19 protein-coding genes are annotated in these 19,167 nt (G+C 72.6%); 10 read left to right on the forward strand and 9 right to left on the reverse strand.

Annotation, left to right across the window (positions count from 1 at the left end; all coding sequences use genetic code 11):
- The first annotated feature begins 64 nt into the window (after positions 1 to 64).
- On the forward strand, positions 65 to 457 hold the full coding sequence (locus ACZ5UI_RS22025) for an STAS domain-containing protein (protein ID WP_464191067.1): 393 nt from the start codon (positions 65 to 67) through the stop codon (positions 455 to 457).
- A 9-nt stretch (positions 458 to 466) separates the two neighbouring features.
- Here ACZ5UI_RS22025 and ACZ5UI_RS22030 read toward each other — a convergent pair whose 3' ends face one another.
- Positions 467 to 1,258, reverse strand: coding sequence for an alpha/beta fold hydrolase (locus ACZ5UI_RS22030; protein ID WP_464191069.1), 792 nt, complete (start codon positions 1,256 to 1,258; stop codon positions 467 to 469).
- Between the two features lie 28 nt (positions 1,259 to 1,286).
- Between ACZ5UI_RS22030 and ACZ5UI_RS22035 the strand changes: the two genes are divergently transcribed.
- From ACZ5UI_RS22035 to ACZ5UI_RS22045, 3 genes are read left to right on the forward strand one after another with little or no spacing between them, the layout of a single operon-like run.
- Positions 1,287 to 2,180 carry a carbohydrate kinase family protein gene (locus ACZ5UI_RS22035; RefSeq protein WP_464191071.1) on the forward strand — a complete coding sequence of 298 codons (894 nt, stop codon included), beginning with the start codon at positions 1,287 to 1,289 and terminating at the stop codon, positions 2,178 to 2,180.
- Positions 2,177 to 2,827: an endonuclease III domain-containing protein gene (locus ACZ5UI_RS22040; protein WP_464191074.1), complete on the forward strand. Its 651-nt coding sequence runs from the start codon at positions 2,177 to 2,179 to the stop codon at positions 2,825 to 2,827. The genes ACZ5UI_RS22035 and ACZ5UI_RS22040 overlap by 4 nt, the downstream gene beginning before the upstream one ends.
- A gap of 1 nt (position 2,828) precedes the next feature.
- Positions 2,829 to 3,374, forward strand: a complete 546-nt coding sequence (locus ACZ5UI_RS22045; protein WP_464191076.1) for a hypothetical protein — start codon at positions 2,829 to 2,831, stop codon at positions 3,372 to 3,374.
- A gap of 61 nt (positions 3,375 to 3,435) precedes the next feature.
- On the opposite strand, the gene ACZ5UI_RS22050 is transcribed toward ACZ5UI_RS22045, so the two are convergent.
- The 6 genes from ACZ5UI_RS22050 to ACZ5UI_RS22075 all read right to left on the reverse strand — a co-directional run bounded on the left by ACZ5UI_RS22050 (position 3,436) and on the right by ACZ5UI_RS22075 (position 11,106).
- Complete coding sequence (locus ACZ5UI_RS22050; protein WP_464191078.1) at positions 3,436 to 5,070, reverse strand: SulP family inorganic anion transporter; 1,635 nt, start codon at positions 5,068 to 5,070, stop codon at positions 3,436 to 3,438.
- A 17-nt stretch (positions 5,071 to 5,087) separates the two neighbouring features.
- Entirely contained in the window at positions 5,088 to 5,765 is a 678-nt protein-coding gene (locus ACZ5UI_RS22055; RefSeq protein ID WP_464191080.1) for a cysteine hydrolase family protein, read from the reverse strand.
- On the reverse strand, positions 5,762 to 7,198 hold the full coding sequence (locus tag ACZ5UI_RS22060; RefSeq protein ID WP_464191082.1) for an amidase: 1,437 nt from the start codon (positions 7,196 to 7,198) through the stop codon (positions 5,762 to 5,764). Before ACZ5UI_RS22060 ends, ACZ5UI_RS22055 begins: the two co-directional genes overlap by 4 nt.
- A complete protein-coding gene (locus tag ACZ5UI_RS22065) occupies positions 7,195 to 7,944 on the reverse strand; it encodes a GntR family transcriptional regulator (protein ID WP_464191084.1) in 750 nt (249 codons plus the stop codon). Before ACZ5UI_RS22065 ends, ACZ5UI_RS22060 begins: the two co-directional genes overlap by 4 nt.
- Entirely contained in the window at positions 7,941 to 9,173 is a 1,233-nt protein-coding gene (locus ACZ5UI_RS22070) for a YlbE family protein (protein WP_464191086.1), read from the reverse strand. The genes ACZ5UI_RS22065 and ACZ5UI_RS22070 overlap by 4 nt, the downstream gene beginning before the upstream one ends.
- Positions 9,174 to 9,249: 76 nt before the next feature.
- The gene (locus tag ACZ5UI_RS22075; protein ID WP_464191088.1) at positions 9,250 to 11,106 is read right to left on the reverse strand and encodes a S16 family serine protease; all 1,857 of its coding nucleotides are present in this window, start codon (positions 11,104 to 11,106) and stop codon (positions 9,250 to 9,252) included.
- 100 nt (positions 11,107 to 11,206) lie between these two features.
- Here ACZ5UI_RS22075 and ACZ5UI_RS22080 point away from each other — a divergent pair, with 100 nt between their 5' ends.
- From ACZ5UI_RS22080 to ACZ5UI_RS22105, 6 genes are all read left to right on the forward strand, one after another.
- Positions 11,207 to 12,391 carry a hypothetical protein gene (locus tag ACZ5UI_RS22080; RefSeq protein ID WP_464191090.1) on the forward strand — a complete coding sequence of 395 codons (1,185 nt, stop codon included), beginning with the start codon at positions 11,207 to 11,209 and terminating at the stop codon, positions 12,389 to 12,391.
- A gap of 78 nt (positions 12,392 to 12,469) precedes the next feature.
- Complete coding sequence (gene dnaK / locus ACZ5UI_RS22085; RefSeq protein WP_464191092.1) at positions 12,470 to 14,413, forward strand: molecular chaperone DnaK; 1,944 nt, start codon at positions 12,470 to 12,472, stop codon at positions 14,411 to 14,413.
- Positions 14,414 to 14,417: 4 nt separating this feature from the next.
- Positions 14,418 to 14,954 (forward strand): nucleotide exchange factor GrpE, encoded by a 537-nt coding sequence (locus ACZ5UI_RS22090; RefSeq protein ID WP_464191094.1) that lies wholly within the window; start codon positions 14,418 to 14,420, stop codon positions 14,952 to 14,954.
- Positions 14,955 to 14,956: 2 nt separating this feature from the next.
- Entirely contained in the window at positions 14,957 to 16,111 is a 1,155-nt protein-coding gene (gene dnaJ, locus ACZ5UI_RS22095; RefSeq protein WP_464191096.1) for a molecular chaperone DnaJ, read from the forward strand.
- Complete coding sequence (locus tag ACZ5UI_RS22100) at positions 16,111 to 16,575, forward strand: heat shock protein transcriptional repressor HspR (protein WP_464191098.1); 465 nt, start codon at positions 16,111 to 16,113, stop codon at positions 16,573 to 16,575. The genes dnaJ and ACZ5UI_RS22100 overlap by 1 nt, the downstream gene beginning before the upstream one ends.
- Positions 16,576 to 16,619: 44 nt before the next feature.
- Positions 16,620 to 17,375 carry an SDR family NAD(P)-dependent oxidoreductase gene (locus tag ACZ5UI_RS22105; RefSeq protein WP_464191101.1) on the forward strand — a complete coding sequence of 252 codons (756 nt, stop codon included), beginning with the start codon at positions 16,620 to 16,622 and terminating at the stop codon, positions 17,373 to 17,375.
- Between the two features lie 221 nt (positions 17,376 to 17,596).
- Here the strand turns inward: ACZ5UI_RS22105 and ACZ5UI_RS22110 are convergent, their stop codons facing one another.
- Together ACZ5UI_RS22110 and ACZ5UI_RS22115 are read right to left on the reverse strand one after the other, a co-directional pair.
- Positions 17,597 to 18,751, reverse strand: a complete 1,155-nt coding sequence (locus ACZ5UI_RS22110; RefSeq protein ID WP_464191103.1) for an LLM class flavin-dependent oxidoreductase — start codon at positions 18,749 to 18,751, stop codon at positions 17,597 to 17,599.
- Entirely contained in the window at positions 18,748 to 19,119 is a 372-nt protein-coding gene (locus tag ACZ5UI_RS22115; RefSeq protein WP_464191106.1) for a hypothetical protein, read from the reverse strand. The genes ACZ5UI_RS22110 and ACZ5UI_RS22115 overlap by 4 nt, the downstream gene beginning before the upstream one ends.
- Positions 19,120 to 19,167: the final 48 nt, after the last annotated feature.

Genomic DNA, 19,167 nt, shown 5'->3' on the forward strand with positions numbered 1-19,167 from the left:
GGAGCGCCAGAGCAGCACGATCAGAGAGGGACAGGAAGTGCGTTCATCCGAGACCGTGGAGCTGGTGGCAGCGCGTCTGCGCGTCTGCCCCGCCCCGCCCACCGACGGCGCGGTATGCCTGCGCCTGGAAGGGCAGCTCGACGGCGACTCCGCGCTGTCCCTGGCGCGCGTCCTGCTCGACGCCCAGCGCCACGGCGACGAGCTCGTGCTGGACCTCTCCCGTCTGTCGCTGCTCGATGTCGCCGGCCTGCGCGTGATCGTCGACGCCGCCCGCCGCGCCGTGCGCGAGCGCTGCGACCTCGTGCTGCGCGCGCCCTCCGCGCCGGTGCGCTCGCTCTTCCGCCTGACCGGGCTGGGCCACTGGACCCGCCTGGACGATCACGGCTGCGTCTACGCGACGCTCCCGCCGCGCCATCGCGCGGTGCTGGCCGGCTTCGGCCGGCCCGGCCTCATCTGAGGACCGGCCTCAGCCCAGCAGGAAGCCGCCGACCCGATCGATCACGCTCGGGTCGCGCAGCCACGGCCAGTGCCCGACACCCGGGCGGATGTCGACCGTCGCCTCGCCGCCCAGCACCGCCGCGTACCCGTGGGCGAAGCGCACGGGGATGTAGGGATCGTCCTCGCCCCAGACGATCAGCGCCGGCGCCTCGATGTCGCCCAGGTGCGCGCCGGCGGCGGCCAGCACGTCGGGATCGGCCCAGCGGTAGAGCTTGAGGATCGCCCGCTGCGTGCCCTGGTCGAGGTACTCGGCGATCGTGTCGACCAGCTCGCGCGGCACGGCGCGCCGCAGCACGGGCTTGATGGCCAGGCCCATCGCCATCTCGCCCACGAACGGCGTCCGCCAGGCCCGCGCCCAGCGGTGCCAGCGATAGCCGGCCAGCAGCGGCACGCCGCTGATCAGCACGAGCTTCGTCACCCGCGTGGGACGGCGCATCGCCCAGCCCAGGCCGGCGCCGACGCCCCAGTCCTCGGCCACGAGGCGCACCTCGTCGACCTCCAGCAGCTCCAGGAAGCGCTCGATGAAGTGCGCGAAGCCGGGGACGCTGAAGTCGAGGTCGCCGCGCTTGCCCGAGCGCCCGAAGCCGGGCAGGTCGACCGCGATGCCGCCGGTCGCGTGCAGGAACGGCGTCCAGATGTCGGCGTTGGTGGGGACGCCGTGCAGATACAGGATCGGCGGCCCACCGTCGACGGTCGGCGCGGAGCGCCAGAAGACGGGCTGGTCGTCGAGCTCGGCGGTGTGCTCGGCCAGGTCGGTCATGAGCCGACGCGACGATAGCGTTGCGCCCGTGCGCGTGCTCTGCCTCGGCGAGACCCTCGTCGATCTGATCTGTCACCGGCCGGTGTCGCGGCCGGCCGAGGCCGACGCGTTCGTGCCGCACTTCGGCGGCTCGCCGGCCAACGTCGCGGTCGTGGCCGCCCGGCGCGGCGCGCAGGTCGAGCTGGCCTCCGGCGCGGGCGACGACGACTGGGGCACCTGGCTGCGTGACCGCCTGGCCGACGAGGGCGTCGGGCTGGAGTGGTTCACGCTGGTCGAGGAGGCCGCCACGACGATCGCCTTCGTGACCGTCGATGGCGACGGCCAGCCGAGCTTCCGCTTCTACGGCGACTCGGCCGCCCAGGCGATCGCCCGGCTGGCGCCGCGGCTGGGCGCCGCCGCGCAGGCCTGCGGGGCGCTCGTGTTCTCCTCCAACACGCTGCTGGACGAGCGCGAGCGCGAGGCGACGATGGACGTGCGCGCGCAGATGCTCGAGCACGGCAAGCCGCTCGTGTTCGACCCCAACCTGCGCCTGCAGCGCTGGTCCAATCCCGGGCGGGCGATCACGCTGGCCCGCGGCTGCCTGCCCGGGCTGTTCCTGCTCAAGTGCAACGGCGACGAGGCCCAGCAGCTGTCGGGCGAGAGCGATCCCGAGGCGGCCGCCGCCGGACTGCTGGCCGGCGGCGTGCGCAACGTCGTCATCACGCTGGGCGACCGGGGCGCGATCCTGCGCGGCGAGGTGAAGGCCAACGTCCCCGGCGTGCCGGCCACCGTGGTCGACGCCACCGGCGCGGGCGACACGCTCACCGGCGTGCTCGTGGCCCACCTGGCCCGCACCGACTTCTACCCGTCGGCGCTGGTGGCCGGCCTGCGCGACGCGGTCGCCGAGGCGGCCCGCACGGTCGGACGCTGGGGCGCCACGTGAGCGCGACGCCGCGGCGGGTGCGGTCGATCCGCGACCGGCTGCGCACCGTCTACGGCCGGCCGATCGCGCCGCCGCATCACCGGCCGCTGGACGAGCTGGTCCTGACCGTCCTGTCGCAGTCGACCAACGACCGCAACCGCGACGTCGCCTACCTGCGCCTGACCGAGCGCTTCGACGGCTGGGCGACGGTGCGCGACGCGCCCAACGCCGAGGTCGAGGAGGCGATCCGCCCGGGCGGCATCTCCAAGGTCAAGTCGCGGCGCATCCAGGACATCCTGATGGCCATCGGGGAGCCGCTGTCGCTCGATCACCTGGCGGCGCTGACCGTGCCCGAGGCGCAGGCCGAGCTCGTCGCGCTGCCCGGCGTCGGACGCAAGACCGCGGCCTGCGTGCTGTGCTTCGCCTTCGGCATGCACGACATCCCCGTCGACACGCACGTCTCCCGCGTGGGCACGCGCCTGCACCTGTTCACGCCGAAGGCGGGCTTCGAGCAGATGCACGACGAGATGCTGCGCCTGACGCCACCCGGCCAGGCGCTCGAGCTGCACGTCAACCTGCTGCGCCACGGCCGGCGCACCTGCCACGCGCGCACCCCGGCCTGCCGCGCCTGTGCCCTGCGGCGCATGTGTCCCGAGCGGCAAGCCTAGGATGTGCGGTATCGATAGCGCCGAACGACACAAGCCCCGACGGACGCCCAAGGAGCTGGCCCGCGCCGTCGAACGCGGCCGCGGGGTGGCCGAGGCGCTGCGCTACCTGCATCTGCACGGCTCCGAGGCGGGCGGCCAGACCGTGGCCGACGCGCTCGCGCGCTTCCTCGTCCAGCGCTGCCAGTCCCATCACGCCGGCTGGCGCGTGGTCCGCCAGGTGGTGGTCGACTCCGCCGCCGACGCGCCGTGGGAGAAGTGCGCGCGCCGGGCCGTGCCGCAGGTCGCCGAGGACCTGATGACGATGTCGGCCGAGGGCGGGCGCATCCCGCTGGTGCGCGCGCAGCACACCGCCGCCACCCGCCGGGCCGAGCAGATCGCTCCGCATGTCGATCGGCTGGCCGTCTTCTCCGAGCTCGGCCTGGAGCCGCGCTCGGTCACCGCGCAGCAGTGGCAGTCCGCGCTGGGCAGCGCGGTGCGCGCCCGCTCGCGCGAGCAGGTGGCCCGTGCGGTGGTGCAGTCGCTCAGCGACGACGACGCCGAGGCCTGAACGCACACCGGCCGCCGCGTATGCGCGACGGCCGGCATGACTCGTCACCCCTGACGAAGCGTCAGGCCAGAACGGGCTCCTTGGCCACCTTCTCGGCCGCCTCGGACTCGTTGAAGCGGTCGTGCTGCTCCAACGCCGCGTCCGCCACGTCGACCGGATCGGTCAGGTCCACCTCGCGGCGGGGAACGCCGAGGAAGTGGAAGGCGGCGAACACCACCGCGGTCATCGCGTAGGCCAGCGCGATGTCGTTGTACTCGGGCCAGTGCACCTCAGCGCCGTGGATCAACCCGACGCACGACAGCGCCGCGCCGATCAGCGCGTAGCCGGCCGCCCACAGGAACTTGCGGTCGATCGTGAAGACCGCGATCGCGCCCAGGAGCATGCCCACCAGCACCGCGCCGTTGCCCAGCGTCGACAGGCCCAGGTGCAGCGCGCCGGCCTGCCCGAGCGCCGCCTCGCCGACCTCGCCGACCGACGTGCCGGCGGCCGACAGCGTGCTCTCGATCAGCCCCGCGCCCCACGAGGCCAGGTTCGGGATCATGGCCAGCACCACCGCGGCGTAGTACGCCTTGGGCACCGCCGCGAACGCCTGGCCGCCGATCACCAGGCCGATGAACAGCAGGACCGGGACGATCGCCGGGATGGGCAGGACCGAGGCCAGCAGCGGGAACATCCCCAGGAAGCACAGCAGCGCGATCACGCCGCCCGCGGCCAGCGAGTAGCTGACGCGTCCACCGGCCTCCTTCCAGCCCTTGTGACCGACGTACACCGCCGGCGGGAAGGGCGAGCCCAGGCCCGCGCCGACGATGGCGCCGACGCCGTCGGCCAGCAGCACCGCGCGCAGGTTGTACTTGTCGCCCGCCGCGGCCGCGCTCTCCACGTTGGACATCGCCTCGGTGAAGTTGTAGATCCCCAACGGGATCGCCGTGGCCAGCAGCGGCGAGATCCCCGACAGGCCGTCGGCCAGGCGGTCGACGCTCAGCGTGGGCAGGCCCACGGCGATGTCCTTGGCCGCGTCGCCGATCGCGCCGCCGTCCATGTAGCCGCCGATCCAGCCGATCGCCGTGCCCAGCATCAGCGCGACGAGGCCGAGCGGCAGGTTGCCGGGCAGCTTCACGCCCGACACGAAGCCGATCAGGATCAGCGCGAACACCGGCAGCGCGATCCACAGCGCCTCGAACATCTGCGCCGCCGGGCGCATCGAGACGAACGTGATCGAGATGCCGGCCAGGGTGCCCAGCATCGCCGCACGCGGGGTGAACTTCTGGATGTACGGCCCCACGAACGCGCCGATCAGGATGATCACGCCGATGATGAAGGCCCAGGCGAGGCCCGCCTCCCAGGCCGCGATCGGGTCCTTCGTGGCCAGGTAGATCGGCAGCATGATCACCAGCGTCACGATGAACATGTGCGGCACCGACGGGCCGTAGGGCATCGCGGTGACGTCGCTGCGGCCCTCCTTGCGGGCCAGTCGACGAGCGAGGTAGAAGTAGAAGAGGTTGCCGACCAGCAGCTCGATGCCGAGCGCCGGCAGCAGGACGCCGTTGACGTTGCCCGCGTCGAGCTGGACGACGCCGAGCATCAGGCCGCTCAGCACCAGCACGTTGACGAGCATGTTGATGCCGAAGCCGAACGAGGCGTTCAGGTCGCCCCGGGTCCACATCGGGATCTTCAGGGATGAAGCAGAGGTCGACATGGGTTGTCGCTGTCTCCTCAGGTGGTGATGGGCTGGAGGTGGGACAGCAGTTCGGGAGACGCGGCGACCCAGCCGAAGATGCCTCCCTGGGCGGCGATCATCCGCAGCCCGATCTCGTGGAACTCGGGGAAGTACGAGCCGACGCAGTCCTCGAGCACGAGGCACTCGAAGCCGCGGTCGTTGGCCTCGCGCACCGTGGTGTGCACGCACACCTCGGTGGTCACACCGGTCACGACCAGGCGCTGGATGCCCCGGTTGCGCAGCATGTGCTCGAGGTCGGTGGCGTAGAACGCGCCCTTGCCCGGCTTGTCGAGGACGATCTCGCCCTCGACGGGGTACAGCTCCTCGATGATGTCGTGGCCCTCCTCGCCGCGCACGAGGATGCGGCCCTTGGGCCCGGGATCGCCGATCCCGCACTCCAGGCCGCCGCGCGCGAGCTTGCTCGGCGGCGCGTCGGCCAGGTCCGGCCGGTGCCCCTCGCGCGTGTGGATCACGAGCATGTCGGCGGCGCGGGCCGCGGCCAGCACCTCCTGGAGCGGCTGCACCGTGCGAGCCAGCAGCGAGACGTCGTTGCCCAAGAGCGCGCCGAAGCCGCCGGGTTCGAGGAAGTCCCGTTGCATGTCGATGATGACCAGCGCCGTGGTGGCGGGGTCGAACGCGAATGGGTACGGCTGGGCGTCGACGCTGAGCGTCATGCCTGTCCTCCGTGATCGAGCGCCGTTGCCAGCGCGATGAGCGTCGCTTCGCCGCCCGGAGGGGCGACGAGCATCAGACCGACGGGCAGCCCGTCGGTCGGGCACGGGATCGAGATCGCCGGGAAGCCGACGAAGCTCCACGGGATCGCGTTGCGGGACAGGACGGTGAGGTAGTCCTCGGCGTCGGGCACGGGCGGCGCGACGACGGGGCAGGTGGGCATGGCCAGCAGGTCGAGCTCGGCGAACGCGGCGAGCAGGTCATCGCGCAGGACGGACCGGTAGCGCTGGGCGTCGAGGTAGTCGACGGCCAGGACGTGGTCGGCGGCGTCGAGCTGGTCGCGCACCTCCGGCCACAGCTTCGTGCGGTCGATGCCCTGGCTGCGGTGGGCGGCGGCGGCCTCGCAGCGCGAGACGATCAGCCCCATCGCGTTGGCGCCGGAGAAGTCCAGGGCCGAGGGCCGAGGCGCCTCGACGACGGACGCCACCAGCGCCTGCAAGCGCCCCAGCTGGGCGTCGATCGCCGAGGCGACCTCGGGCTCGCATCCCTCCCACGCGGCCTGGGGAAGGCCGACGCGCATCCCGCCGACGCCCTGGCCGGCGGCCGACGCGACGGGGGGCTGATCCGGGCGCAGCGCGTCCAGCATCAGCGCGGCGTCCAGCGCCGTGGTGGCCATCACCGCGGCGTGATCCATCGTCCACGACAGCGGCACGATGCCCGCGGTGGGCGCCGTGCCGTAGGTCGGCTTGAGCCCGACGATCCCGCACAGCGCGGCGGGCACGCGGATCGACGCGCGCGTGTCGGTGCCCAGGGAGCCCAGGCCCATCCCGGTGGCCACCGCGATCGCCGAGCCGCCGCTGCTCCCGCCGGGGATGCGCGTGCGGTCGTGCGGGTTGCGGGCCTGCGGGCTGGTCACGCCGAGCGCGAACTCGTGCGTGGAGGCCTTGCCCAGGATCACCGCGCCCGCTTCGCGCAGCAGCGCCACGGGCGCGGCGTCGCGGTCGGGCAGCGCCTCGTAGGCGTCGCTGCCGCAGCGCGTCGTGGCGCCGCGCACGTGGATCACGTCCTTGACGCTGATCGGGATGCCGTGCAGGGGTCCGCGGTCCTGGCCGGCGTCCAGCTCGGCGTCGCGCTCGGCCGCCTCCAGGCGCGCCTGGTCGGCCAGCACCTCGACGAAGGCGACGAGCTCCTCGTTGTCGACGGCGATCCGGGCCAGCGCCTCCTCGACCAGCTGCGTGCTCGTGGTGCGCCCGCCCCGCAGCGCCGAGCCGGCGGCGGCGATCGGGCTGCGGCCGATCGCCGCCGGTCCGCGCGGATCGGACAGCGGCGGCGCGTCGGTGAACACGTCGAACGCGGGGCGGCGCTCGGGCGGATCCAGGTGCTGGGCGCTGAGGCGCTCCATCGCCTGGGCGAACGAGTCGGTGGCGACGCTCATCCGACCACCCCCTTATCGGGTCGATTGTTGGGCCTCCAGTGGGTGGTGCCCGGCCCCTCCTCGGAGTCGAACATCCGGGTCAGCAGCTGGCCCACGCACAGCTCGACGACGTCGGCGCTGCGCTCGACGTGGACGCGCATGAGCGCGGCGGCGGCGTCGGCCCGGCCGGCCGCGGTCGCCTCGACGATCTCGATGTGCTCGTCGATCGTCGTCTCGATGCGCTGGGGGACCGTGAAGTCGTGCAGGCGCACCACGCGGATGCGCTCGTTGATGTCGCGCAGGTGCGACGCGGCGGCGCGGTTGCCCGCCGCGGCGGCCAGCGCCTCGTGGAAGTCCTCGTCGAGGTGCACGAAGTCGGGATCGGGCTCGGCCGGTCCGTCGGCGGTGCGCTCGGCGCGGATCTCGCGCCATTCGGCGGCCAGGCCGTCGAGCACCTCGGAGGGGACGGTCGCCGCGGCCCGGCGCACGACCAGGTCCTCCAGCACCATCCGCACCTCGTACAGGTCGCGCATCGTCGACACGCGCGGCGGCCGCGGGCGCATGCCGCCCGCGGGATCGCGTTGCAGGTGCCCGTCGCCCTCCAGCCGGCGCAGCGCCTCGCGCACGGGCGTGCGGCTGACGCCGAAGCGCTCGGCCAGCTGCTCCTCGACCAGCCGCTCGCCGTAGGGCAGCTCGCCGCGCAGCAGCACGTCGCGCAGCTCGCGGTGGACGCGGTCGGCCTGGGAGAGGCGTGCGTCGGGCGTCACTTGACCCGCTCCAGCTCGGCCAGCGCCGCCTCGAAGGCGTTCAGCGGCGGGTGCGTGATGCCGGCGCCGATCTGGCCCACGCCGGGCTGCACGTGCGCGATGCCGGTGTGGACCGGCGGGCGGATGCCCGTGCCCACGACCGCGCGGATGTCGACGCCGAGGATCGCCGGACCGCCGGGGATGCGCAGGTCGGGCGACTCGGCGGCGGCGATCGCGCGCAGCCGCTGCGTGATCGCGTGGCGCTCGGCGGGATCGAGGCCGCAGTTGTAGGCCGCCTCGGCCGACGCGGCCACGGCCAGGGCGCCGAGCCCGTAGGCCTCGACGATCGCGCTGTCGCCCAGGTCGCGGTTCATGTGCTCGGGCGCGTAGCCCGCGAACAGGCGCGCGGGGTGCGGGGGCGCGGCCGGCCCGGTGAACCAGGCGTCGCCGGTGCCCGACACGCGGATGCCCACCTCCACGCCGTTGCGGGCGATCGCGGTCAGCAGCGGCGAGCCCTCCACGCCGCTGGCGCAGTCCAGCGCGAGCTTGGAGAAGACCATGGCCAGGTTGAGGAAGAACTGGCCGTTGCCGGCGATGAAGGCGACCACCTCGGGCGGCGCGTCGGCCAGCCCCTGGTTCTCGCTGAGCGCCTCGAGCGCCAGCGCGGTGCCCATCTCGGTGCGGTGGTGGGCCTCGTCGCCCTCCAGCAGCGCGGTCTGCAGGATGGCCATCAGGTCCAGCGGGCCGCGGCGGTCGATCGCCGTGCGCAGCGCGGGCGCGAGCACGTCGCGCATCCAGGCCAGGCGCTCGAGCACGTCGGGGCCGTCGGCGCCGTAGCGCAGGACCCGGCCCGAGCCCTCGTTGATCGGGCACCACGCGGTCAGGCCGGTGGCCTCGTCGCGGGCCACGAACACGGGCATCGAGGCGGTGACCACGCCCGACATCGGGCCGACGCCGCCGAGCTCGTGGTTGGGGGCCAGCGACACCTGGCCGTCGTCGACCAGCGCCAGCGCCTCGGCGTTGGTGGGCGCCAGGCCCTCGAGCGCCAGCGCGGCGCCGAGCGCGGCGCGCATCGGCGGGCACATGCGCTCGGGCGCGATCGGCGGGCCGGCGTGGCTGACGCCCCCGTTTCGATGGTGCGCGCTGACCGCGCCGGCGGGCAGGACGTCGACGACCATCGGTCGCGCCGCGGCCAGCCGGTCGACCGACGTGCGCAGTGCATCCTGCGTTGTATGCAGCGTCGTGTCCATGGCCGGAACGTAAGCGAGACACCCCCTGACGCCGGGGCCGAACTTCAGACGGCAGCGCTGGACAGCCTGTCCATCGTCAACGGCTGAGCGCGGTGAGCAGGCGGCCCTGGAGGACCGCGAACCACTGGAACTCCAGGCCGTGCAGGGTCTGCTCGCCGGTGGTGTCCGGCAGTCGACCGAACGCCAGGTCGGCGCCCCAGCGGCTGTTCCACTGAACGAAGGACGGATCCAGGCCGGCGGCGGAGATGGCACGGATGCGGCCCCTGGCGATTTCGTCCGCGTTGCGCGCCTGGGTGCGCACGGTCTGCGGGTCCTTGATGGGGGCGAGGTTGGGCGGGCCGTCGTTGCCGCTGGCCGTGCGCTCGGTCAGGTCGTTGACCAGCTGTGTGCTCTCCACGTACTCCAGGAGCGCCACCGACATCCGCACCGCGGGGATCGCGGTGGGGCTGCGCAGGTCGCGGAAGGCCGGGGGCATCGCGCCGTGCAGCCCCTCGGACCCGGTGAGGAGCTGTCCCAGGTAGCTGCGGTCGCTCGTGGCCAGGCCGAGGCTGTCGGCGTAGGTGCGATTGGTGTCGGCGGCGTAGGCGATCAGCTCGGCGTAGGCGTCGAGCTGATCGACGGTGGCGTCGGTCATGCGTGCACCGCCGAGGAAGCGCAGCGACTCGGCGCACGCGGTCATGTAGGTCGCCGCCTCGAACCGCGCGACCTCCAGGAACCGCACGATCTCGTCGAGCTGCGCCTGCGTGCGCACGTGCTCCAGTCGCCGCTGGGCCACGGTCATCGACGTGAGGGCGAAGTCGCCCCAGGCGAGCGTGTCGGCCAGCGCGGTGAGCTGCGCGACACGCGTGACGGGCGTCTCGGCGACCCGGCGCACGTCGGCGCTGATCTGCGTCAGCGACCGGTCGGTCCCGCGCCGCACCTGTCGGACGAGGAGCCCCAGCGGCGCCCGCCTCGCCGCGGCGTCCAGGCGCGCGGAGGCGACCGTCTCCTGGCCCAGCTGCGCCGCTTCGCTGGCGGCGGCGAAGGCGAGCACCGGGTCGGGGCGCGCGAGTGCCTCGCGCGCGGTGCGCACGAGCGCGGCGATGTCGGCGGTGGCGGGATGCGCGCTGCCGAGCTCGCTTGCGTCCCGGCCGGCGGCGACGATCAACGCCCGGGCGCGCCGTGTGAGCATCTGCGCGATCGCGGCGCTCATCGGCTGTGCCGGTCGACCGGCCCCGTGGGCCGGCTGGCCGGTCATCAGCGCATAGGCCTCGGGCACGCTCTTGACCGGCGTCACCTCGACCCCGGCGGCCCGGCCCAGTCGCACGAGGTCCACCGTCCTGCCGGTCTGGTCGTCGAGCACCTGACGCTCCTCGCTGGGCACCAGGACGCGGGAGAAGCCGGCGTCTGCGGCGGCGCGCACCTTCGCCGCCACGCCCCCGACCGGCCCGACCGAGCCGTCGGGCAGGACTGTGCCGGTCATGGTGGTCGAGCGCGGCAGCTTCCCGCCGTCCAGCGCGGCCAGCGATCCCACTGCCATGAGCGCGCCGGCGGAAGGCCCGTCGATGGCCTCGCGCAGCGCGTAGCGCAACTGGTGGCGCCGCGGATCCACGCCGGAGATGAGCACCGCCTGCACCCCGGCCACCGAGGTCGCCGCCGTCCACATCGGTCCCGCGCCGCTGGCCCGCAGCCCGCGCACGTCCACCGACAGCGGCGTGCGCGGATCGTCGTCGACTGCGGTGATGTCGACCGGCGTGACCCCGCCGACCGTGCGCCCGCCGGGCGCGACGCCGTACCAGAGCGCCTGGACCCGCACGCGGTCGCCGCCACCGTTGCCGCCGAGGAGCAGCACGGCCGTGACGATCGCCGCCGCGATCAGGCCGCCGAGGCCCAGCAGGACGAACGCGCGTCGGCGTCGTGACCACCGCTGGCTCCTCGAGCGTGCCTCGTCCATGGCTGACGCGCCGCGAGCCTAATGAACCGGTCGTGGAAATCCCACGGGGGACCCGCGCTCAGGTAGCGTCAGGCCTGCGCTCACTGCGAGGAGGCCCGCCGTGACGACGGACCCGAAGGCCTACGCCAGGATGATTGCCGTGCTCGGTGGTGTCACCGTGCTCCTGGGGGGCGGGTGGGCGTGCGGATCGAGCTCGCCGACGACTGGCCCGGCCACGACGCCGGCGGCCGGCGTGAAGAAGGAGGCCGGCACCCGGAGCGTCAACCTGCGCATCATCGGCCAGGACGACGCTCCCAGCGATGGGCTGGAGGTCAAGATCTGCAGCAGGGCCGCCTTTTCCGATGACTCGTGCAAGGACACGCAACCCCTCTTGTTCGGCCAGGTGGCGGACATGTCAGCCCCGAAAGTGGTGGGAACGATCTACAACCTCGGCGCCGCCGCGTACGTCGACTTCGAGGCGATCAATCCGCCGGTCGGGGCTCCGTACATGACGTTCAAGGCAAGTGGCTGGGACGACGAGCCTGTGTCGACGATCGGCCTGAGCGAAGGCGAGAGCACGACCGTGGACTCCAGCGGATATGCACCCAACCGGCTCGTCCTCACCCGCGACGCGGACACCAGCGACTACAAGATGCTGAGGCTCGAGATCCGCGGCAGGGCTCCGTCGGACCCGGACCCGGTCCGATCGCCGGACGTGGTGGGGTGCGACCCCCGCGGCGGCCCGGACCAGTGCGCGGCGTCCGCGCCGGTGGATCCGGAGACGGCGAAGACCCAACTGCTGGCCATGGTGGCGACGTACCAGCAACTGTCGGAGCAGGGCGACCCCAGCCAGCCCCTCGACGCGAAGAAGCTCCAAGCGATGCAGGCCGAGGCGGAGCGTCTGGCCGCGGCTCAGCAGGCGGCGCACGAGGCAGGGCTCGCCGCCATCGACAAGGCCAACATGGAGGCGACGGTCGCGATCACTGCGGGCGTCGCCTCGTCGCTCGCGAACGCCGGGATCCAAGTCCCGTCAGGGGGCAGCCTCACTCCGGCGCAGCGCGCCACTGTCCTCGACGCGCTGGGCAAGAAGGAGCAGTCCTTCGTCGACGCCGTCAAGCTGGAAGGGAAGGCGGTGGACCTCCCCGCCGACGACCCGAGGGCGCAGGCCGCGCGCGACGCGTTCGACCAGGCGGCCGCCGACGCGCGGGCGCGGGCCGACCAGGTGCGGGCGCAGGCCGACCAGGTGTTGGCGCAGGCGCGGGCGGCGCAGGCGCAGGCGGAGGAGGCGCAGGCGAAGGCGCCCTGAGGTTCTTGCTTCGCGACAGAGATCTGCCATAATGGCACTCAGATTTCATTCGCAAGATCGAGGGAGCAAAGAACACGTATGGGCAAGACCATCGGTATCGACCTGGGAACCACGAACTCGTGCATGGCAGTGCTCGAGGGTGGTGAGCCCACGGTCATCGAGAACGCCGAGGGCGGTCGCACGACCCCCTCGGTCGTCGCTTTCACGCAGGGCGGGGAGCGCCTGGTCGGCACCGTGGCCAAGCGCCAGGCCGTGACCAACCCCGGCAACACCGTCTCGTCCGTCAAGCGCTTCATGGGCCGCAAGGAGGCCGAGGTGCGCGAGGAGGAGGCGATCGTCCCCTACAAGGTCGTCTCCGGTCAGTCCGGCGACGCGCGCGTCGAGGTGAAGGTCGGCGACGAGGCCAAGCAGTACAGCCCGCCTGAGGTCAGCGCCATGATCCTGGCCAAGCTGAAGGCCGACGCCGAGGCCTACCTGGGCGAGACCGTCGACGGCGCCGTCATCACGGTGCCCGCCTACTTCAACGACGACCAGCGTCAGGCGACCAAGGACGCCGGCAAGATCGCCGGCCTCGACGTCAAGCGCATCATCAACGAGCCGACCGCCGCGTCGCTGGCCTACGGCCTGGACAAGGGCGACGACCAGACGATCCTCGTCTTCGACCTCGGCGGCGGCACGTTCGACGTGTCCGTGCTGGAGATCGGCGACGGCGTCTTCGAGGTCAAGTCGACCGCGGGTGACAACCACCTGGGCGGCGACAACTTCGACAAGGCGATCGTCGACTGGCTCGTCGCGGAGTTCAAGCGCGAGCAGGCGATCGACCTGACGCAGGACCCGATGGCCCTCCAGCGCCTCTACGAGGCCGCCGAGAAGGCCAAGATCGAGCTGTCCTCCGCGCAGGAGACGCAGATCAACCTGCCGTTCATCACCGCCGACCAGAGCGGCCCCAAGCATCTGGACCAGCGCGTCACCCGCGCCCGGTTCAACGAGCTCGTCGCCGACCTGATCGACCGCGTCGTGGCGCCCGTGCGCCAGGCGCTGGACGACGCCAAGGACAAGGGCGCGGCCAACATCGACCACGTCGTCCTCGTCGGCGGCATGACCCGCATGCCGGCCGTCCAGGAGAAGGTCAAGGAGCTCACCGGCAAGGAGCCGCACCGCGGCGTCAACCCGGACGAGGTCGTGGCCGTGGGCGCCGCCATCCAGGCGGGCGTGCTGGCCGGCGACGTCAAGGACGTCCTGCTGCTCGACGTGACCCCGCTGACGCTGGGCATCGAGACCAAGGGCGGCGTCATGACCAAGCTGATCGAGCGCAACACGACGATCCCGACCCGCAAGGCCGAGGTCTTCTCGACCGCCGAGGACAACCAGCCCTCGGTCGAGATCCACGTCCTCCAGGGCGAGCGCGAGATGGCGACGTACAACAAGTCGCTGGGCAAGTTCCAGCTCACCGGCATCCCGCCGGCGCCGCGCGGCATCCCGCAGGTCGAGGTCGCCTTCGACATCGACGCCAACGGCATCCTCAACGTGTCCGCCAAGGACCTGGGCACCGGCAAGGAGCAGAAGATCGAGATCCGCGCCGGTGGCGGCCTGTCGGACGAGGAGATCAAGAACATGGTCTCCGACGCCGAGTCGCACGCCGACGAGGACCGGCGCCTGCGCGAGCTGGCCGAGGCCCGCAACGGTGGCGAGAACGCCGCCTACCAGGCCGAGCGTCAGCTGGCCGACCTGGCCGAGCAGATCGACGAGGCCTCCAAGGAGCAGATCCAGGCGGCGATCGTCGAGGTGCGCGAGGCGCTGACCAGCGAGGACGCGGCCGACATCACGGCCAAGACCGCCGCGCTGCAGTCCGCGTTCCACCGCGTGTCCGAGGCGATGTACGAGAAGGCCCAGGCCGAGCAGGCCGAGGCGGCCGCCGCCGGCAACGGCGCCAACGGCGCCACCAACGGCGACGGGGCGGGCGGGACCGAGTCGTCCGAGGAGGACGTCGTCGATGCCGAGGTCGTGGACGAGGGGCGGTAGGCACATGGCCGACCACCAGCCCGAGGCTGCCGAGGAGCAGCTCGACGGAGCCGAGTCAGAGGCGGGCGCCCAGGAGGCGCCCGCCGACGTCGATCCCGTCGAGGCCGTGACCGCCGAGCGCGATCAGTACCTGGCGCTGGCGCAGCGCACCCAGGCCGACTTCGAGAACTTCCGCAAGCGGGCCGCGCGTGACGCGCAGGTGGCCGCCGAGCGGGGGGCCGCGAAGGTCGTCAAGGAGCTGCTGCCCGCGCTGGACAACCTCGATCGCGCGCTGGCCGCCGCCGAGGCCCAGGAGGGCGAGGACCATCACCTGACCGCGGGCATCCGCCTGGTCCAGAAGGACCTGGCCTCCGCCCTGGAGCGCGTCGGGATCGAGTCGTTCTCGCCCAAGGGCGAGGTCTTCGACCCCAACCATCACGAGGCGATGGTCTCCCAGCCGGTGCCGGGCGCCGAGTCGGGCACCGTCGTCGAGGTCTACCAGCAGGGCTACCGCCTGAACGGGACGGTCATCCGGCCCGCGCGCGTGGTGGTGGCGGCATAGCGATGGCGCAGTCGGACCTGTACAGCGTCCTCGGCGTCGACAAGAAGGCGTCGCACGACGACATCAAGAAGGCGTACCGCAAGCTCGCCCGCCAGTACCACCCGGATCGCAACCCGGGGGACAAGGCGGCCGAGGCGCGCTTCAAGGAGATCTCGGCGGCGTGGGACACGCTCGGCGACGCCGACAAGCGCAAGGACTACGACAAGGCGCGGGCCAACCCGTTCGCCGGCGGGGGCAACCCCTTCGGCGGCGGCGGCGCGTCCGGTGGTCAGGGCGGCTTCGACAGCGGCTCGTTCTCCGACATCTTCTCCAACCTCTTCGGCGGTGGGAAGCAGCAGCCGGGCGGCCGGCCGAGCGCCGGCGCCGGGCCGCGCGCGGAGCGTGGGCGCGACCTCGAGGCCGAGGTGCGCCTGTCCTTCCAGCAGGCCGTCGACGGCACGCAGGTGTCGCTGTCGGTGCCGACGTCGTCGATGTGCGGGACCTGTCGCGGGACCGGGGCCAAGCCGGGCACCTCGCCGAAGGTCTGTCCGCGCTGCCAGGGCCGCGGCGTCGAGCAGCAGGGCCAGGGGCTCTTCTCGATCTCCCAGCCGTGCTCCCAGTGCGGGGGCAGCGGGGCGATCATCGAGGACCCGTGCCCGACCTGCCACGGCTCCGGCTCGCTGCGCACGACGAAGACCTACAAGGTGAACATCCCCGCCGGCGTCAAGGAGGGCTCGCGTGTCCGCCTGGCCGGCAAGGGGGAGGCCGGACGGCACGGCGGGCCGACCGGTGACCTGTACGTCGTCACCCACGTGGATGCTTCGCCGGTGTTCACGCGCAAGGGCGACAACCTCGAGGTCGAGGTCCCGCTGACGATCCCCGAGGCGTTGGGCGGTGCCGAGATCGAGGTGCCGACGCTCAGCGGCCGCAAGCGGCTGCGGGTCAAGCCGGGCACCAAGCCCGGGACCGTGCAGCGGCTGCGCGGCGAGGGTCCGCCGAAGCTGACCGACAAGAAGGCCCGGGGCGACATCCACTACCGCTTCGTGCTCGACGTGCCCGACTCGCTCAACCGCGAGCAGCGCGCGGCGGTCGAGCAGCTGTCGAAGGTCATGAACGGCAACCCGCGCGAGAAGCTGTTCGCCGCGGCCGGGACGGACAAGGCCGGGAAGGCGGCCTGATGCCCAACGTCCGCCGCACCCGCACGACGATCCGCGTCGACTCCGACCGTGGCGTCTTCATGATCTCGGTGGCCGCCGAGCTGGCCGAGATGCACCCGCAGACGCTGCGCATGTACGAGGCGCGTGGGCTGATCACGCCCAAGCGCTCGCCCAAGGGCACGCGGCTGTACTCCCACGAGGACGTCGAGCGGCTGCGCCGCATCCAGCAGATGACCACCGAGTTTGGCCTCAACCTGGCCGGCGTCGAGAAGGTCATGGAGCTGGAGATCAAGCTCGAGCGCGCGGTGGCCAAGGTCGAGGCGCTCGAGCGGCGGGCGGCCGAGCTGCGCGACGAGGTCGCCGGTCTGGAGGCCAAGCGTGACGAGGTCAAGACCGACCTGGTCCGCTACGAGCACTCGCGCGAGATCGCCCGTACCCAGGACGTCGCGCCGTTCAAGCTGCGCGTGGAGCGCCCCGGTCAGTAAGGTCGCGCCTCCGGGCAAAACGATCTGACTTTTTGAGGAGAGAGATGGGTCGACTCGACGGCAAGGTCGCCTTCATCACGGGCGGCGCCGGCAGCATCGGCGCGTCCACGGCGCGCGCGTTCGTGACGGAGGGCGCGTCCGTCGTGCTCAGCGACCTGGCCGAGGAGCCGTTGCGCGCGCTGGGCGACGAGCTCGGCGACGCGTGCGCCTGGATCGTCGGCGACGCCAGCGATTCCGACGCCGTGCGCGCCGGCGTGGCGCTGGCCGTCGAGCGCTTCGGCGGGCTGGACATCGCCTTCGCCAACGCGGGCATCGCCGGCGACAACGCCCCGATCGCCGAGCACTCCGTCGAGGCGTTCGATCGCGTGATGGCCGTCAACGTGCGCGGCCCGTTCCTCGTGCTCAAGCACGCGATGGCCGCGATGCGCGACGGCGGCTCGCTGATCATCACCTCCAGCGTGGTCGGCCTGACCGCCGCGCCGGGGATCGCCGGCTACGCGACGTCCAAGCACGCGGTCGTCGGCCTGATGCGCGTGGCCGCCAAGGAGGGCGCCGATCGCGGCATCCGCTGCAACACGATCCACCCGGGCCCCGTCGACAACGCCTTCCAGGACGCGGTCGAACGCGACGCCACCGGCGCGCCCACCGAGGAAGCGAACAGGATCTTCGACTCGATGATCCCGCTGGGGAGGCACGCGCGGCCCGACGAGGTCGCGTCGGCCGTGGTCTACCTGGCCAGCGACGAGAGCGCGTTCGTCACGGGGATGCGGTTCTCGCTGGACGGCGGGATGTCGATCTAGGGTCGACGCGGTCACGACGGGCATCGATGGCGCGTGGGCCGTTCGCGCGCCGCGAGCCGCCCGAGTTCTGGCACGTTCCCACTCCCCGCCCCGACCATTGTCAGGTCAGCGTCGCTATGCGACGGTGACCTGACAACGAGCGCCTCGGAGAGTGGCGACGTGCCACTTTTCGCGACCGGTGGCGTCGTCGAGACGGCCCGTCCGTCTTCGCGGCCCGCCGTTTACGAGGGCGCGGCCACGAGCGCCTTGAGGTGCTCGCAGACCGCCACCGACCGCGGCAACGCGCCCGCGGCCTCCTCCAGAGGCAGGACGACCGGCAGGTAGTCCGCCGCGGAGATCCAGTCGACGCCGGCCTCGACGTAGGGCGCGAGCTGCGCGGCCACCTCGGCCGGCGAGCCCCAGAAGTACCCCAGCTCGGCCATCCGCCGCGTCGTCTTGGACAGCACCTCGTCCACGAACGCCGGCGGCGTGTCGAAGGGCTTCATGTGCAGGAAGTAGGTCCAGCCCTCGGGCGTGGCCGGTGCCTCGCCCGCATCGCGCCAGCGCTCGGGCATGGTGCGGCCGAACACCGCGGTGGTCCAGCGGATGATCGGGTTGTCCAGCGCGCGGTCCAGCACGTCGGGGTCCTCGTGGACCAGGACCGGGCAGACCAACCCGATCCGGAACGCCTCCGGGTCGCGGCCCTTGCGCTCCACATCGGCGCGGATCGACGCGATCGCCTCAGCGGCGATCTCCGGCGTCGGCCACGAGTTCGGCGCCGCCGAGCACAGGCCGTCGGCGTAGGACGTGGTCAGATCGAGGATGCGCGGGCCGGATCCCAGGCCCCAGAGCGTCGGGCGGTGCGGCTTGGCCGCGCCCAGGAACGCCTGGTCCAGCGTCCAGTGCCGGCCCGCGAACGAGACCGGCTCGTCGCTGTCCAGGAACCTCCGCGCGATCTGGAACAGGTCGTCCAGGCGTGAGAGGCCCTCCGAGCGCTTCCAGCCGAACGGGTTGCACTGCTTCATCTCCCCAGCGCCCAGCTGGAACGTCGCCCGGCCCTCGGTGATGTCGGCCAGCGTGAGCATCTGGTGCACGAGCTGCGCGGGGCCGGTGCGGATCGAGTCGGTCAGCAGCGTCAGGTTCGCGCCCGGCGTCGACGCGTACAGGTACGCCGCCAGCGTGAAGGCGTCGTCCACGCAGTCCATGTCCGACCACCACTGCGCGATCGGCGCGTTCTCCGGCGTCCACAGCGATGGCGGCAGGAAGTTCTGCAGCTGGTCGGCCATCGCGATCCCGTCGACGGCGTCGGAGGCCATCGCCGTCTGCGCCTGCTGGGCGGTGAACGACGGCGGCAGATGGCGCAGCCCGGCCAGGAAGACCGCGGTCTCGACGCTCACTGGTCGTCGTCGCGGTCGGCCAGGCGCCGCCGCGGTTCCAGCGGCCGCCGGCGTTGCTCGATCGCGGCCATGACCGTGTTGCCCATGTCGCCGATCTTCAGCAGCAGCTCCAGCTCGCCCTTGCGCCGCCCGTCGGTGAAGCGCTCGCCGTCGAAGCGGATGCGCAGTCCCTCGTCGGGCAGTCCCAGGTCGAGCGCCTGCGCGTCGCCGCTGTCCCAGGTCACGTCGATCAGCGACTCGCCGCCGGCGTAGACCACCAGCCGCTGCTGGCTGAGCGCGATCGCGCCGAGCGTCGGCAGCTTGCCCAGCGTCGCCGGCGCCGCCTCGACCAGCAGCACGATGCGCTCGCGGTCGAGCTCGCTGCGCACGTCGGCGGGGAAGCCGCCCCGCTTCTGGATGAATCGCCGCAGGAAGCC

Source organism: Conexibacter sp. JCM 18997 (assembly GCF_055391915.1).

Excerpts from the sequence above, each read along its gene's own strand:
- ACZ5UI_RS22030 (WP_464191069.1), bottom strand. The coding sequence starts at position 1,258 with ATGACCGACCTGGCCGAGCACACCGCCGAGCTCGACGACCAGCCCGTC.
- ACZ5UI_RS22045 (WP_464191076.1), top strand. The coding sequence starts at position 2,829 with ATGTGCGGTATCGATAGCGCCGAACGACACAAGCCCCGACGGACGCCC.
- ACZ5UI_RS22050 (WP_464191078.1), bottom strand. The coding sequence starts at position 5,070 with ATGTCGACCTCTGCTTCATCCCTGAAGATCCCGATGTGGACCCGGGGC.
- ACZ5UI_RS22055 (WP_464191080.1), bottom strand. The coding sequence starts at position 5,765 with ATGACGCTCAGCGTCGACGCCCAGCCGTACCCATTCGCGTTCGACCCC.
- ACZ5UI_RS22060 (WP_464191082.1), bottom strand. The coding sequence starts at position 7,198 with ATGAGCGTCGCCACCGACTCGTTCGCCCAGGCGATGGAGCGCCTCAGC.
- ACZ5UI_RS22070 (WP_464191086.1), bottom strand. The coding sequence starts at position 9,173 with ATGGACACGACGCTGCATACAACGCAGGATGCACTGCGCACGTCGGTC.
- ACZ5UI_RS22075 (WP_464191088.1), bottom strand. The coding sequence starts at position 11,106 with ATGGACGAGGCACGCTCGAGGAGCCAGCGGTGGTCACGACGCCGACGC.
- dnaK (WP_464191092.1), top strand. The coding sequence starts at position 12,470 with ATGGGCAAGACCATCGGTATCGACCTGGGAACCACGAACTCGTGCATG.
- ACZ5UI_RS22090 (WP_464191094.1), top strand. The coding sequence starts at position 14,418 with ATGGCCGACCACCAGCCCGAGGCTGCCGAGGAGCAGCTCGACGGAGCC.
- dnaJ (WP_464191096.1), top strand. The coding sequence starts at position 14,957 with ATGGCGCAGTCGGACCTGTACAGCGTCCTCGGCGTCGACAAGAAGGCG.
- ACZ5UI_RS22100 (WP_464191098.1), top strand. The coding sequence starts at position 16,111 with ATGCCCAACGTCCGCCGCACCCGCACGACGATCCGCGTCGACTCCGAC.
- ACZ5UI_RS22105 (WP_464191101.1), top strand. The coding sequence starts at position 16,620 with ATGGGTCGACTCGACGGCAAGGTCGCCTTCATCACGGGCGGCGCCGGC.